The sequence below is a fragment of the Kineococcus xinjiangensis genome (assembly GCF_002934625.1).
GTDB classification, from domain to species: Bacteria; Actinomycetota; Actinomycetes; order Actinomycetales; family Kineococcaceae; genus Kineococcus_A; species Kineococcus_A xinjiangensis.
The window spans coordinates 145,070-159,786 of sequence record NZ_PTJD01000005.1 but is presented as its reverse complement, the minus strand read 5'-3'; the positions used below and the strand labels follow the sequence as shown (position 1 = coordinate 159,786).

Annotated in this window: 14 protein-coding genes and 1 riboswitch; all 14 genes read right to left on the bottom strand. The window is 76.4% G+C overall.

Going from position 1 to position 14,717, the window contains the following annotated elements; genetic code table 11:
• Positions 1-47: 47 nt before the first annotated feature.
• A riboswitch (FMN riboswitch) is annotated at positions 48-176 on the bottom strand.
• A 170-nt stretch (positions 177-346) separates the two neighbouring features.
• Positions 347-1,009: a ribulose-phosphate 3-epimerase gene (rpe, locus tag CLV92_RS08770; RefSeq protein WP_104432431.1), complete on the bottom strand. Its 663-nt coding sequence runs from the start codon at positions 1,007-1,009 to the stop codon at positions 347-349.
• A gap of 91 nt (positions 1,010-1,100) precedes the next feature.
• The gene (locus CLV92_RS08765; RefSeq protein ID WP_104432430.1) at positions 1,101-2,744 is read right to left on the bottom strand and encodes a transcription antitermination factor NusB; all 1,644 of its coding nucleotides are present in this window, start codon (positions 2,742-2,744) and stop codon (positions 1,101-1,103) included.
• Positions 2,745-2,807: 63 nt separating this feature from the next.
• Positions 2,808-3,740: a methionyl-tRNA formyltransferase gene (gene fmt, locus CLV92_RS08760; RefSeq protein WP_104432429.1), complete on the bottom strand. Its 933-nt coding sequence runs from the start codon at positions 3,738-3,740 to the stop codon at positions 2,808-2,810.
• Between the two features lie 3 nt (positions 3,741-3,743).
• Positions 3,744-4,289 (bottom strand): peptide deformylase, encoded by a 546-nt coding sequence (gene def / locus CLV92_RS08755; protein WP_104432428.1) that lies wholly within the window; start codon positions 4,287-4,289, stop codon positions 3,744-3,746.
• A gap of 135 nt (positions 4,290-4,424) precedes the next feature.
• Positions 4,425-6,485, bottom strand: coding sequence for a primosomal protein N' (locus tag CLV92_RS08750; RefSeq protein WP_104432427.1), 2,061 nt, complete (start codon positions 6,483-6,485; stop codon positions 4,425-4,427).
• Between the two features lie 177 nt (positions 6,486-6,662).
• Complete coding sequence (gene metK, locus CLV92_RS08745; protein ID WP_104432426.1) at positions 6,663-7,877, bottom strand: methionine adenosyltransferase; 1,215 nt, start codon at positions 7,875-7,877, stop codon at positions 6,663-6,665.
• Positions 7,874-9,166, bottom strand: coding sequence for a bifunctional phosphopantothenoylcysteine decarboxylase/phosphopantothenate--cysteine ligase CoaBC (gene coaBC / locus CLV92_RS08740; protein ID WP_104432425.1), 1,293 nt, complete (start codon positions 9,164-9,166; stop codon positions 7,874-7,876). Before coaBC ends, metK begins: the two co-directional genes overlap by 4 nt.
• Complete coding sequence (gene rpoZ / locus CLV92_RS08735) at positions 9,163-9,426, bottom strand: DNA-directed RNA polymerase subunit omega (protein ID WP_104432424.1); 264 nt, start codon at positions 9,424-9,426, stop codon at positions 9,163-9,165. The genes coaBC and rpoZ overlap by 4 nt, the downstream gene beginning before the upstream one ends.
• A 68-nt stretch (positions 9,427-9,494) precedes the next feature.
• A complete protein-coding gene (gene gmk, locus CLV92_RS08730) occupies positions 9,495-10,043 on the bottom strand; it encodes a guanylate kinase (protein ID WP_104432423.1) in 549 nt (182 codons plus the stop codon).
• Between the two features lie 41 nt (positions 10,044-10,084).
• A complete protein-coding gene (gene mihF / locus CLV92_RS08725; protein WP_104432422.1) occupies positions 10,085-10,414 on the bottom strand; it encodes an integration host factor, actinobacterial type in 330 nt (109 codons plus the stop codon).
• Positions 10,415-10,580: 166 nt separating this feature from the next.
• Positions 10,581-11,630 carry an ABC transporter ATP-binding protein gene (locus CLV92_RS08720; protein ID WP_104432421.1) on the bottom strand — a complete coding sequence of 350 codons (1,050 nt, stop codon included), beginning with the start codon at positions 11,628-11,630 and terminating at the stop codon, positions 10,581-10,583.
• On the bottom strand, positions 11,627-12,754 hold the full coding sequence (locus tag CLV92_RS08715; protein ID WP_104432420.1) for an ABC transporter ATP-binding protein: 1,128 nt from the start codon (positions 12,752-12,754) through the stop codon (positions 11,627-11,629). Before CLV92_RS08715 ends, CLV92_RS08720 begins: the two co-directional genes overlap by 4 nt.
• Positions 12,751-13,683, bottom strand: a complete 933-nt coding sequence (locus CLV92_RS08710; RefSeq protein WP_104432419.1) for an ABC transporter permease — start codon at positions 13,681-13,683, stop codon at positions 12,751-12,753. Before CLV92_RS08710 ends, CLV92_RS08715 begins: the two co-directional genes overlap by 4 nt.
• A complete protein-coding gene (locus CLV92_RS08705) occupies positions 13,680-14,684 on the bottom strand; it encodes an ABC transporter permease (RefSeq protein WP_104432418.1) in 1,005 nt (334 codons plus the stop codon). The genes CLV92_RS08710 and CLV92_RS08705 overlap by 4 nt, the downstream gene beginning before the upstream one ends.
• Between the last annotated feature and the right edge of the window lie 33 nt (positions 14,685-14,717).

The following is a 14,717-nucleotide window of genomic DNA, read 5'->3' as shown; positions in this document are numbered from 1 at the left end:
ACGTCGAGGGACCGCCGGGCGCACGGGAGCGCCGGCGGCCCACGACGCCGCGCGCTGCCTCCCATCCGGACTTTCACCGTCGGTCCCGGAGTTCCACCGGGTCAACCACCCGCATCGCAGGTGGGTCGCGGACTGTCACCGCCGGTTCGGAATTGCACCGACCCCGGAGCACGCTCGTCGTGGTTCTGCTGTGGTCTGACGTGGAACTGCTGGTGGAACTGCTGGTGGAGCGGCCCCAGTCTGCCACGCCGGGAGCCGCAGCCCGGCGGACCGGTACCGACGACGGGCCGGGCGCGGACGGGGGGCGGGTGGAGGCGACGGCAGGACGGCCCCACCCGCGGCGGGGTCAGCCGCAGGCGGCCTGCGCCTTGGCGCGCAGCTCCGCGACGGCGGCGGCCGCGTCCTCCGCGCCGTAGACGGCCGATCCGGCGACGAACACGTCCGCGCCCGCCTCGGCGGCCCGCTCGATGGTGGAGGCGGAGACCCCGCCGTCCACCTGCAGCCACACGTCGAGCCCGGCCCCGGCGATGGCGGCCCGGGCGCGGCGGATCTTGGGCAGGGTGACGTCGAGGAAGGACTGCCCACCGAAGCCGGGCTCCACCGTCATCACCAGCAGCATGTCCAGCTCGGGGAGGAGGTCGACGAACGGCTCCACCGGCGTCGCGGGCTTCAGGGCCATCCCCGCGCGGGCGCCGTGGCGGCGCAGCTCCCGGGCCAGACGCACCGGCGCGGCCGCCGCCTCCGCGTGGAAGGTGACGCCCTGCGCGCCCGCCTCGGCGTAGGCCGGGGCCCAGCGGTCCGGCTGCTCGATCATCAGGTGGCAGTCCAGCGGGACCGGCGAGACCTTCAGCAGGGACTCCACGATCGGAAGGCCCAGCGTCAGGTTCGGCACGAAGTGCCCGTCCATGACGTCGACGTGGGCCCAGTCCGCGTCGGCGATGCGCCCCAGCTCCGCCTCCAGGTTGGCGAAGTCGGCGGAGAGGATGCTCGGATTGATCTGGATGCCCACGGCGCGCACCCTACCGAGCCGGGCGCGCCCCCCGGCACGAGCGACCCGCCACGACCTGCCCGGCACGACCCCGCGAAGGGCCGCGGACGGCTCAGGACGTGCGGCGCAGCAGCTGCACGTGCATCGCGTCGGTGCCGTGCAGGTGCGGCCAGAGCTGCACCGCCGTCCCGGCCGCCGCACCCGGCACCGCGGCACCGGTGACGGCGTGCAGGAGGCCGGCGGTGTCCAGCCGCTCCAGGGCGAGGCCCCGCTTGCCCTGGGCGCGCACGACGTCGTCGACGACGAGACGGGTCTCCGCCAGCACCGGTGAGCACGTCACGTACGCCACCACCCCGCCGGGCCGCACCGCCTGCACCGCCGAGGTGAGCAGCGCCCGCTGGAGGGGGCCGAGGGCGCCGAGGTCGGCGGGCGTGCGCCGCCACCGGGCCTCCGGACGGCGGCGCAGCGCGCCGAGACCGGTGCACGGGGCGTCGACGAGCACCCGGTCGTACGCGCCGGGTTCCTCCGTGCCGACCTCGCGGCCGTCGGCGGTGCGGACCTCGGGCGGGCGCGTGCCGGCCTGCGCGGCGGCCCGGGTGACGGCCTGCAGAGAGGACTCCACGAGGCGGGTGCGGTGCTCGGAGACCTCCACGGCGACGAGGTGGCCGCCGCGCTGGGCGGCGGTGGCGGCCAGCACCGCCGCCTTGCCGCCGGGACCCGCGCACAGGTCCAGCCAGCGCCCGTCGGCGCCCTCGACCGCGGCCGCTGTCAGGAGCAGGGCGGCGAGCTGGCTGCCCTCGTCCTGCACGCGGGCGCGTCCGTCGCGGACGCTCGGCAGGGCGCCGGGGTCGCCGCCGTCCATCACCGCCGCCGTGGGCGACCACCGGCCGGGCCGGGCGCCGGTGGCGACGAGCTCCGCGGCGTCGCAGAGACCGGGCAGGGCGGTCAGCGCCACGGCCGGGGCGGCGTTGTCCGCGGCGAGCAGGTCGGGGAGCTGGGCGGCGTCCTGCCCGTGGGCGCGCAGGGCCTCGCGCAAGGAGCGCACCACCCACTGCGGGTGCGACCAGCGCACGGCCAGGTGGGTGTCCTCGTCCGCGGCGGCGTCGGGCAGGACCTCGGCCAGCCAGCCGTCGAGGTCGCGGGCGGGCAGCTTGCGCAGCACCGCGTTGACGAGGCCGGCCGCGCCGGTGCCGACGGCCACGCGGGTCAGCGCGACGGTGGTGGCGACGGCGGCGTGGTCCGGCACGCGCAGGGCGAGCAACTGGTGGGCGCCGAGGCGCAGCAGGTCCCGCACCGGGGGGTCGAGCTGCTCGATCGGGCGGTCGAGGCAGGCCTGCAGGATCGCGTCGTAGGTGCCGCGCGAGCGCAGGACGCCGTAGGCGAGCTCCGTGGCGAAGGCGGCGTCGCGGCCGTGCAGGCGGCGCTGCCGCAACGTCTTCGGCAGGACGAGGTTGGCGTAGGCGTCCTCGGCGTCGACGGCGCGCAGCACGTCGAAGGCGACCTGGCGGGCGACGTCGACGGTGGTGTAGCGGTCCTGCTGCACGCCGCGGCGCGGCTGCGCGTCCGACTGCCCCTGACGGGGACCCTGGCCGCCGCGCGGCCCCTGCCCGCCGCGGGGACCCTGCCCACCTCGCGGTCCCTGACCGCCTCGCGGTCCCGAACCGCCACGCGGACCCTGACCGCTGCGGGGGCCTCCGGGGCGTCCGGCGCCACCGCCCCCGCCACCGGCGGGACCCTGCCGTCCACCCTCAGCCATCAGAACCCGCTCCGTCCGCCGTGCCCGTCCGTCGTGCCCGTCCGTCCGCCGTGCCGGGACGGCTCACTCCAGCCGCTCCCCCGGCTCGGGGCGGACGCCGCGCGCCCACGCCAGCGCTGGCATCGCCTTCTTGCCCGCGGGCTGCACCTCGCCGAGCTCCACCACGCCGGCCGCGGTGCCGGCCAGGACGCGCTCCCGCTCCACCCGCAGCTCCCCGGGGCCCAGGACGACCCCGTCCTCCGGCGGCAGCGGCCGCACCGGCCCCAGCTTCAGCCGCTGCCCGCGCAGCGTCGACCACGCGCCGGGGGCGGGGGTGCAGCCGCGCACCAGCCGGTCCACCACGGGTGCGGGCGCCGACCAGTCGACGCGCGCGTCGGCGGGCTGCAGCTTCGGGGCCAGGCTCACGCCGTCGTCCGGCTGCGGCACTGCCCGGGCGGTGCCCGCCTCGAGCGCGTCGAGGGTCTCCACCAGCAGCCTCGCCCCGCGCTGCGCGAGCCTGGCGAGCAGGTCCCCGGCGCTGTCGCGCGGCCCGACCGGCTCCTCCAGGCGGCCGAGGACTGGCCCGGTGTCCAGGCCCTCCTCCAGCCGGAACGTGCAGGCCCCCGTGACGGCGTCGCCGGCCATGACGGCGCGCTGCACGGGGGCGGCGCCGCGCCACGCGGGCAGCAGCGAGAAGTGCAGGTTGACCCAGCCGTGCGCCGGAACGTCGAGGGCGGCGCGCGGCACGAGCGCCCCGTAGGCGACGACGGGGCAGCAGTCCGGTGCCAGCTCCGCCAGCCGGGCGAGGAACTCCGGCTCCGAGGGCCGCACCGGCTGCAGCACCTCCAGGCCAGCCTCCCGGGCGCGCGCGGCCACGGGCGCGACCGAGACGCGGCGGCCGCGGCCGGCGGGGGCGTCGGGCCGGGTGACGACGGCGAGGACCTCGTGGGAGGAGGCGAGCAGGGCGTCGAGGGCCGGCAGCGCCACCTCGGGGGTGCCGGCGAACACGATCCGCACGGTCTACAGCGCCTTGCCGAAGGTGGAGTGCGGGCTGACCTTGACCGTGGGGGCGGGCTGCCCCATCCACTCCGCCTCCCGCACGGCCTTCAGCGCGAGCTTGCGCTGGGCCTGGTCGAGGCGGTCGATGAAGAGGATGCCGTCGAGGTGGTCCGTCTCGTGCTGCAGGGCGCGGGCCTTGTACTCGGAGCCGGTGACGGTGATCGGCTCCCCGTGCATGTCGAAGCCCTTGGCGACCACGTGCAGGGCGCGGCGGGTGTCGGCGATGATTCCGGGGAAGGACAGGCACCCCTCGTCGCCGTCCTGGCACTCCGAGGAGAGGTCCAGCTGCGGGTTGACGAGGTGCCCGAGCTCGCCGTCGGCGTAGTAGGTGAACACGCGCAGCGACACCCCGAGCTGCGGGGCGGCCAGGCCGGCTCCGGGGGCGTCCATCATCGTGTCCTCGAGGTCCTTGACGAGGCGGCGCAGCTCCTTGTCGAAGTCGGTGACCTCCGCCGCGCGCTGGCGCAGCACCGGGTCGCCGAACAACCTGATGGGCTGGATCGCCACTGCTCTCCCTGTCGTCGTGCTCGTCGTCGTGCTCGTCGTCGTGCTCGCTGTCGTCCCCGCTGCCGGTCCTCGCAGGCGCCGCCGGTGGGACGACGGGTGACCTGCCGATGGTAGTCGCCGCCGCCGCGGGTGCGGTCAGCCGATGTCGAGGGGGTCGATGCGCGCGCGCACCACCGGCAGCTTGCGGGCGCTGCGGCCGGCGAGCAGGGCCTTGACCTCGGCGGCCAGCGCACCGCCCTCGGCCAGGGGCGCCTCGACCACGGCACGCACCAGCTCCGGCGCGCCCGGCGACCGGCCGGGCACGGGGACCGGCACGGGCCCGAGCACCCGCCAGCCGGGGGGCCTGGGGAGGCCGTCGAGGGCCTCGCGCACGTCGGCGTCCTCCCCGATGAGTCCGGCCAGCCGCGCGGCGGGCGGCAGGCCCAGCTCGCGGCGCTCGGCGAGCTCGCGGGCGGCGTGACCGCCCGGGTCCCAGCGCACCAGCGCCTGCGCGGGGGGCGCCTGCGGGTCCGCCACGAGCGCCACGACGCCACCGGCCCCGGCCGGGCGCACGAGGGCCGCGGCGGCCATCCACCGCCGCAGCGCCTCCTCCCCCGCGCGCAGGTCCGGCCGCTGCAGCAGCGCCCAGCCGTCCAGCAGCAGCGCCCCGGCGTAGCCGCCCTCCGCCACCGGTTCCGCGCCCGGCGTGCACACCACCAGGGCGGGCTGCGGTCCGACCCGCGCGAGCACCTGCGTGCCGCCGGAGGTGCGCACCGGGACACCCGGGAAGGCCCGGCCGAGCTCCTCGGCGGTGCGCCGGGCCCCCGTCACCACCGCCCGCTGGCGCCTGCCCTCGCAGCGGGGGCAGTGCCAGTCCGCCGCCGGCCGCCCGCACCAGCGGCACGCGGCGACCTCACCGGCCTCCGGCAGGCCCAGGGGGCCCGCGCAGGAGCCGCAGCGGGCGGGTGCGCGGCAGGTGTCGCACGCCAGCGACGGCACGTAGCCGGTGCGGGGCACCTGGACGAGCACGGGTCCCTGCGTCAGCGCCGTGCGCACCGCGCGCCAGCCGTCGCTGGGCAGCCGGGCGGCCGCAGCCAGGGGGTCCTGCGCACCCGGGCCGCCGGCACCGGCGATGAGCACCCGCGGCATCCGCTCGCGCACGGCCGCGCGGGTGGCGACGACCTCGCGGGCCCAGCCGGACTCCAGCAGCAGCTGCCCCTCGGCGGTGCGCGACCAGCCGGCAACGAGAGCCGCGGCGCCGTCCTGCTCCGCGCGCAGCGCGGCGACCTCCCGCACGTGGGGGTAGGGGGCGCGCTGCTCCGCGTGCAGGTCGTCGCCGTCGTCCCACACCACCACCAGGCCGAGGTCGGCGACGGGGGCGAGCGCGGCGGCGCGGGTGCCGGCGACCACCCGCGCGCGGCCGGTGAGCGCCCGCACGAAGGCCCGGTAGCGGGCGGCGGGCCCGGCCTCGGCCTCCAGCCGCACGTGCGAGCCGGCGGGCAGCCTGCGGGTCAGCGCCGCGTCGAGGAGGTCGAGGTCGCGGTGGTCGGGCACCACGAGCAGCGCGCCGCGGCCGGAGTCCAGGCAGGCGCGGGCGGCCACGGCGAGGGCGTCGGCCCAGTCGCTGCCGGGGGCGAGGGTGGCGACCGCGCGCGGGGAGCGGCCGGCGCGGACGTGGTCGAGGAAGGCGGCACCCGCCTGGTGGTGGCGCCAGTCGCCGGGGTCGGCGGCGGGCTCGACCGCGGGCTGTGGCGGCTGCGCGGGCGGGGCGGCCAGCACCTCCGCCTCCGCGCCGGCGTGGCGGCCGGGCACCGCCAGGCGCAGCACGTCGCCGAGGGTCCCGGCATAGCGCTCGGCGACGGCGCGGGCCAGGCGCAGCACCTGCGGCGACACGACGGGCAGGCCGGAGACGACCCTGCGCAGGGGGGTGAGGCGGCCGTGGTGCTCGGTGGTGGCGGCACGTTCGAGGACGTAGCCCTCGACGTCGGCGCCGGCGAACCTGACCCGGACGAGGGCGCCGGGCACGGCCTGCTCGGCCATGGCGGCGGGCACGGCGTAGTCGAAGGGCCGGTCGAGGTGGGCGAGGCCGACGTCGACGACGACGCGGGCGACGGGGTCGGTCTCGGCCAGCGCGGCCGGCTTCGCGGCTCCCCGGGCACGCACGCGCGCCGGCCGCGCGGCGGGCGCGGCCGGCTGGGCGGAGTCGAGCTCGGGCATGCCTGCAGTCTCCCAGGCGCCACCGACGCTGCCCTGCCGCTCTCCGGTGCCCGTGGCACCGGGGCGGGCCCCTGCGGGGTGGGCGGGCCCGAGCGGAACGCGGAGAGGGCCCGGCCCGGGTGGGGACGGTGCGTCCACCCCGGACGGGGCCCTCTCCGGCGAGGCCGTCCCGCGGGCTCAGAGGCGGGCGACCTCGCGCAGGGCGTCGACGCGGTCGGTGCGCTCCCAGGTGAAGTCCGGCAGCGAGCGGCCGAAGTGCCCGTAGGCGGAGGTCTGCGCGTAGATCGGGCGCAGCAGGTCCAGGTCGCGCACGATCGCGGCCGGGCGCAGGTCGAACACCTCGCGCACCGCGCGGCCCACCGCGGCCAGCGGGACGACCTCGGTGCCGAAGGTCTCCACGTAGAGGCCGACGGGGTGCGCCTTGCCGATGGCGTAGGCGATCTGCACCTCGCAGCGGCGGGCGAGCCCGGCGGCGACGACGTTCTTGGCGACCCACCGCATCGCGTACGCGGCGGAGCGGTCGACCTTCGAGGGGTCCTTGCCGGAGAAGGCGCCGCCGCCGTGGCGGGCCATCCCCCCGTAGGTGTCCACGATGATCTTGCGGCCGGTCAGGCCGGCGTCGCCCATCGGCCCGCCGATCTCGAAGCGGCCGGTGGGGTTGACCAGCAGCCGGATGTCCGAGGTGTCGATGGCCAGGTCCTCCAGGACCGGCTCGACGACGAGGCGGCGCACGTCCGGGGTGAGGCCGGTGACGAGGTCCACGTTCGGCTCGTGCTGGGTGGAGAGCACCACGGTGTCCAGCCGCACGGGGCGGTCACCGTCGTAGCCGATGGTGACCTGCGTCTTGCCGTCGGGGCGCAGGTAGGGGATCTCACCCTTCTTGCGCGCCTCGGACAGCCGCTGGGAGAGGCGGTGCGCCAGCCAGATCGGCAGCGGCATGAGCTCGGGGGTGTCGTCGCAGGCGTAGCCGAACATCAGGCCCTGGTCGCCGGCACCCTGCATGTCGAGGGGGTCGCTGCCCGCGCCGTCCTGGCGGTTCTCCCACGCCTCGTCGACGCCCTGGGCGATGTCGGGCGACTGCGAGCCGATGGAGACCTCGACCCCGCAGGTGCGCCCGTCGAACCCCTTGGCGGAGGAGTCGTAGCCGATCCCCAGCAGGGTCTGGCGGACGATGGTGGGGATGTCGGCGTACGCCTCGGTGGTGACCTCGCCGGCGACGTGGACGAGACCGGTGGTGACCATCGTCTCCACCGCCACGCGGCTCTTCGGGTCCTGCCGCAGCAGCTCGTCGAGGATCCCGTCGCTGATCTGGTCGCAGATCTTGTCGGGGTGCCCCTCGGTCACCGACTCCGAGGTGAACAGCCGCTCGGAGGTGGGGCTCGTGCTGGTCACTCGGACTCCCGTCGTGGATTCTCGGATCGTTCGTCCCGGCTCGGGCGCGGGGGCGCCACCGCCAGGGCCCGCGCAAGCATAGGGACCAGGCTGTCGAGGATGATCTCGGCCACGACGTCCTTGCTCGTCTCGGCCACGCCGCGCTCGCTGCCGTCGGCCCCGAGGACGACCACGGAGTTGGTCTCGGTGCCGAATCCGCGGGTCTCCCCCACCTCGTTGACGACGAGGAGGTCGCAGCCCTTGCGGGCCAGCTTGCGGCGGCCGTGCTCCAGGACGCCGCCGCTGTCGTCACCCGTCTCCGCGGCGAATCCGACGAGCACCGGCAGGGCGCCGGCGCGCTCGCGCACCAGGCCCGCGAGGACGTCGGGGTTGCGCTGCAGCTCGACCACGGGCGCGTCGTCGGAGTCGTCCGACTTCTTGATCTTGTGGGTGCTGCGGGAGCGGGGGGCGAAGTCGGCGACGGCTGCGGCCATCACCACGGCGTCGGCCCCGGCGGCGGCGGCCACGACGGCGTCGCGCAGCTGCGCGGCCGTGCCGACCCGGACGACCTCGGCCACGGGCGGCAGGGGCACGTCGACCGATGCCGCGACGAGGGTGACGTGCGCGCCGCGGGCGGCGGCCGCGGCGGCCAGCGCCGCACCCTGCCGGCCGGAGGAGCGGTTGCCGAGGTAGCGCACCGGGTCCAGCGGCTCGCGGGTGCCGCCGGCGCTGACGACGACGCGGCGCCCCTCGAGGTCGCGCGGGCGGGGGCCGGCACCGAGGACGCGGCGGCAGGCGGCGGCGAGGTCGGCGGGCTCGGGCAGGCGCCCGGGGCCGGAGTCGGCCCCGGTGAGGCGGCCGGAGGCCGGGTCGAGCACGACGACGCCGCGGGCGCGCAGGGTGGCGACGTTGGCCTGCGTCGCGGGGTGCTGCCACATCTCCGTGTGCATCGCCGGCGCCAGCAGGACCGGGCAGGTCGCGGTGAGGAGGACGTTGGTCAGCAGGTCGTCGGCCAGGCCGTGGGCGGCGCGGGCCAGCAGGTCCGCCGTGGCGGGGGCGACGACGACGAGGTCGGCCTCCCGCCCGATCCGGACGTGCGGGACCTCGTCGGCGCCGGCCCACACGTCCGTCTGGACGGGGTGGCCGGAGAGGGCCTCCCAGGTGGGCCGGCCGACGAAGCGCTCCGCGGCGGCGGTGGGCACGACGCGGACGTCGTGCCCGGACTCCGCCAGCTCGCGCAGCAGCAGGACGGCCTTGTAGGCCGCGATGCCGCCCGCGACGCCGAGGACGACGCGCGGGCGGGTGCTCACTGCTCCATGGGCTCCGCGGTCAGCAGGCCCTCGTTGATCTCGCGCAGGGCCACCGACAGCGGCTTCTCCTGCACGTGGGTCTCCACGAGCGGGCCGACGTACTCCAGCAGGCCCTCGCCGAGCTGGGAGTAGTACGCGTTCACCTGGCGGGCGCGCTTGGCCGCGTAGATGACGAGGGCGTACTTGGAGTCGGCCTTCTCGAGCAGCTCGTCGATGGGCGGGTTGGTGATGCCCTCGGGCGAGGCGACGGTTCCGGCCACGGGTGGGACTCCTCAAGTCGGGTGGTTGTGCCTGCCGGTCGCGGGAACCGGTCAGGCGGGGCGACCGCTCAGGAACTGCGGACGGGCAGACCCATCCATGATACGAGTTCGTCCGTCGCGCGTCGGACGTCGTCGTTGACGATCGTCACGTCGAACTCCGGTTCGGCGGCCAGCTCCTCGCGGGCGGTGGCCAGGCGGCGCTCGCGCTCGGCCTCGTCCTCCGTGCCGCGCCCGACGAGGCGGCGCACCAGCTCGTCCCAGCTGGGGGGCGCCAGGAAGACGAAGCCCGCCTCGGGCATCTTGGCGCGCACCTGCCGCGCACCGGCGAGGTCGATCTCCAGCAGCGCGGGGCGGCCGCTGCGGAGGACCTCCACCGCCGCGGCGCGCGGGGTGCCGTAGCGGTGCCGGCCGTGGACCTGCGCCCACTCCAGCAGCTCGTCCTGCTCGACCATGCGGTCGAAGGTCGCCTCGTCGACGAAGTGGTAGTGCACGCCGTCGACCTCGCCGGGGCGGCGGGAGCGGGTGGTCACCGAGACGGAGATCCAGATCTCGGGGTAGCGCATCCGCAGGTCGGCGGAGACGGTGCCCTTGCCCACTGCGGTGGGCCCGGCGAGCACCGTGAGCCGGTGCTGCGGGCCGGCGGGGGTGGTGCCGGTGCTCAGGACGCCCCTCCGTCGGTGCCGAAGCGCTGCACGAGGGCGGCGATCTGGTGGGCGCCGAGGCCGCGCACGCGGCGGGACTCGGAGATGCCGATCTCGGCCATGATCTGGCGCGCGCGGACCTTGCCGACGTTCGGGAGGGACTCCAGCAGCGCGGAGACCTTCATCTTGCCGACGACGTCGTCCTGCTGCCCCTGGCGGATGACCTCGTCGAGGGAGCCGTCGGAGTTCTTCAGGCGGTTCTTCACCTGCGCCCGCTCACGGCGCGCGGCGGCCGCCTTCTCCAGGGCGGCGGCGCGCTGTTCGGCGGTCAGCGGCGGGAGAGCCACAGGTCACCTCGGATCCTTCTCGGCAGCCGCCCACGGGGCACTGCGGTGGACGGTTGTCGGGTGGCTGGACGGCCATCGGGTCCGCCGCAACCTAGCGAGTCGCCGCGCGGGGCAGCAACGCAGGGTCCCGGCGTGTCCGGGCGGGTGCGCCCGGGATCGCCGCAGGTCAGGCGACGGCGCTCGCCGCGGGGCGCAGCGTGCCGGCCTCGATCTCCTCGGCGTAGTGGCAGGCCACCCGGTGCCCGCCGGTCAGCTCCCGCAGCGGCGGGGGCTCGTCGGCGCAGCGGGTCGGCTGTCGCCAGGGGCAGCGGGTCTGGAACCGGCAGCCGGGAGGCGGCGCGGCGGGGCTGGGCAGGTCGCCCTGCAGGAGGATCCGCTCCCGCCGCTCCTCCACCTCGGGGTCGGGCACGGGCGCGGCGGAGAGCAGCGCGCGCGTGTAGGGGTGCAGGGGCCGGGCGTAGAGCTCCTCGGTGGCCGCCTCCTCCACGAGGCCGCCCAGGTACATCACGCCCACCGTGCGGCTCATGTGGCGCACGACGGCGAGGTCGTGCGCGATGACCAGGTAGGTCAGGCCCAGCTCGGCCTGCAGCTCCTCCAGCAGCGTGATGACCTGCGCCTGCACGGAGACGTCGAGGGCGGAGACGGGCTCGTCGGCGATGATCAGGGAGGGCCCGAGGACGAGCGCACGGGCGATGCCGATGCGCTGGCGCTGGCCGCCGGAGAACTCGTGGGGGTACTTCGCGGCGGCGGCGGCGGGCAGGCCGACGCGCTCCAGCAGCTCGGTGACGCGCTTGCGCCACGCGGTGGGCCCACCGGGCATGCCGTGGACCTTCTGGGGCTCCACGAGGGCCGCCTCGACGCTCTGGCGGGGGTCGAGGCTGGCGAGGGGGTCCTGGAAGACCATCTGCATGGAGACGCGGGCCCGGCGCAGCTCGGCGGGGCTCAGCGCGAGGACGTCGGTCCCCGCGACGGTGACGCTGCCGGCGGTGGGCTCGGTCAGGCGCAGCACCGCCCGCCCGAAGGTGGACTTGCCGCAGCCGGACTCCCCCACCAGGCCGTAGGTGCTGGCCCTGGGCACGTCGAGGTCGACGCCGTCGACGGCCTTGACGTGGCCGACGGTGCGCTGCAGCAGGGCGCCTCGGCGGATGGGGTAGTGCACCTTGAGGCCGCGCACGCGCAGCAGCGGCTCGGCGTCGTCGGACGGGGCGGCGTTCACGGGCGCACCTCCGCCCCGTCCGGGCGGGCGACCGCGTGCGCGCCGGCGGGTTGCGCGCCGGCCGGTCCGGGGGCGTCGTCGAGGCCGGCGGGGTGCACGCAGCGGGCCCGGTGGGGCGGCGTCGAGGCGGCGTCGGCCCCGGCGCGCGGTTCCAGGTCGATGCCCGCGGTGCGGCAGGCGTCGTCGCCGCGGTGGCAGCGCGGCAGGAACGCGCAGCCGTCGGCCCAGGGCAGCATGTCGCGCACGGAGCCGGGGATCGGCGTCAGGGGCACCTTGCCGTTGGCGTCGGTGCGCGGCACGGAGCCCAGCAGGCCCTGGGTGTAGCGGTGGCGCGGCGCGGCGAAGAGGTCGCGGCGGTTGGCGGACTCCACCACCCGGCCCGCGTAGAGGACGTCGACGCGGTCGCAGAGACCGGCCACGACCCCGAGGTCGTGGGTGATGAGGACCATGGCGGTGCCGGACTCCCTCACGAGCTGCTGGAGCAGGTCGAGGACCTGCGCCTGGATGGTGACGTCGAGGGCGGTGGTGGGCTCGTCGGCGATGAGCAGGCGGGGCCGGCAGGCGAGCGCGATGGCGATGAGCGCGCGCTGGCGCATGCCGCCGGAGAGCTGGTGCGGGTACTCCCCCAGCCGGCGCGCGGGGTCGGGGATGCCGACGCCGCGCAGCAGGTCCGCGGCGCGTTCCCTGGCCTCGCGCCGGCCCATGCCCTCGTGGCGGCGCAGGACCTCCGTCACCTGGGTGCCGAGGGTGAGGACCGGGTTGAGGGAGGTCATCGGGTCCTGGAAGACCATGCCGAGCTCGCGTCCGCGCAGGTCGCGCAGCTGCTGCTGCGGCAGCGTGAGCAGGTCGCGGCCGGCGAAGCGGACCTCGCCGGAGACGCGGGAGCTGCGCCGGGGCAGCAGGCCCATGACGGCGAGGGAGGTGACGGACTTGCCGCAGCCGGACTCGCCGACGAGGCCGAGGATCTCCCCCGCGCCGACGTCGAAGGAGACCCCGTCGACGGCGGTGACGGGGGCGGCGCCCCGGCGGACGAACTGCACCCGCAGGTCGCGCACGGACAGCAGCGACTCCCCCGGCGGCACCGGCAGCGCCCCGGCGCGGCGGGCGTCGGCGGCGGCGCTCATCGGCGGGCCCGCGGGTCGAGCGCCTGGCGCAGGGACTCCCCGAGCAGGGTGAAGCCGAGCGCGGTGACCGCGATGCAGACCCCCGGCCACAGCGCCAGCTGCGGGTCGTTCTGCAGCCGTTCCTGCGCCTTGACGAGCATGCGTCCCCATTCCGCGACGGCCGGGTCGGGGTCTCCCAACCCCAGGAAGGACAGGGCGGCGACCTCGATGACGGCCGTCGCGAGGACGAGCGTCGCCTGCACGAGGAGCGGGCCCAGGGAGTTCGGCAGCATGTGGCTGACGACGATGCGGCGCTCGCGCAGCCCCAGGGAGCGCAGCGCGAGGACGTAGTCCTGCCCGCGCTGGGAGAGCAGGGAGGCGCGCAGCAGCCGCGCGAAGATCGGCACCTGCGCGACGGCGATGGCCACCATGACCGAGGTGGAGCTGCGCCCGACCATGGCCGCGACGCTGACGGCCAGCAGCAGCGCCGGCACGGACAGCATGATGTCGACGACCCGCATGACGGCGGTGTCCACCCACCCGCCGATGCCGCCGGAGAGCACGCCGAGCACGGTGCCTGCGAGGAGGCCGAGCAGCGTGGAGACGACCCCGATCACCAGGGACTGCCGCGCGCCGTAGACGAGCTGCGTGAACAGGTCGGAGCCGAAGGAGTCCAGGCCGAGAAGGTGCTCCTCGGACGGGCCGGGCACGTCGGAGGGGGTGATCTGCCGGATCCACTGGGACCCGGCCGGCTCGTAGGGCGCGATGAGCGGCGCGGCGACGGCGACGACGACGAAGGCGGTGACGATGGCCGCCCCCACCCAGGCGGCCGGGTCGCGGCGCAGCCGGTCCCAGGAGGCGCGGGCGCGGCCGGTGCCGGAGACGCGCCCCGGTGGCTGCTCCTGCCCCGGCTCGGCGGTCGCGGCGGTGACGGTGGTCGCAGCGGTCACGAGACACGCACCCGGGGGTCGAGGAGCCCGTAGCTGATGTCCACGAGCAGGTTGACGACGGCGTAGATCACGGCGATGGCGAGGATGAAGCCCTGCAGGACCGGGTAGTCGAGCTGGTTGACGGCCTGGAACAGGTACTCGCCGATGCCGTTGAAGGCGAAGACCGTCTCGGTGAGGACGGCGCCCGCGAGCAGCGCGCCGGCCTGCAGGCCGAGCGTGGTGGAGACCGGCAGCATCGCGTTGCGCAGGACGTGGCGGCGGCTGACGGTGCCCCGCAGCAGGCCCTTGGCCTCCGCGGTGCGCACGTGGTCCTCGTTGAGGACGTCGAGCACGGAGGCGCGGGTGATGCGCACGACGATCGCCAGCGGGATCGCGCCGAGGGCCATCGCGGGCAGCACGAGGTGCAGCACGGCGTCCCAGGCGGCGTCCCACTCCCGGGTCATGAGCCCGTCGAGGACGTAGAGGTTGGTGATGTGCGTGGCGTCGATGCGCGGGTTCTGCCGTCCCGTGGTGGGCAGCCAGCCCAGCTCCAGGGCGAAGAGCCACTTGAGCAGGAAGGCCAGGAAGAACACCGGGACGACGACGCCGAGGAGGGAGCCGCCGACCGCGAGGTGGTCGAGCCAGCTGCCGTTGCGGCGCGCGGCGAAGTACCCCAGCGGGATGCCGAGGCAGATCGCGACGAGCAGGGCGGCCAGCGCCAGCTCCACGGTGGCGGGGAAGCGCTCGAGGAAGGTGCTCAGCACGGGCTGCCCGGTGCGGGTGGAGTTGCCGAAGTTCCCCGTGGCCATCCGGCCCAGGTAGGTGAAGTACTGCTGCCAGAGCGGCTGGTCGAAGCCGTAGAGGCGGTTGACGGCGGCGATGCCGGCGGGGGTGGCGCGCTCCCCGAGCATGGCCCGGGCGGGGTCCCCGGGGAGCGCGCGCAGCCAGGCGAAGAGGAGGACGCTGAGTCCGAGGAGCACGGGCACGAGCAGCCCGAGGCGCCGCAGGACGAGGCTCAGCACGGTGCGGTCCCCTCCACCCGGCCCCCGCCGGCA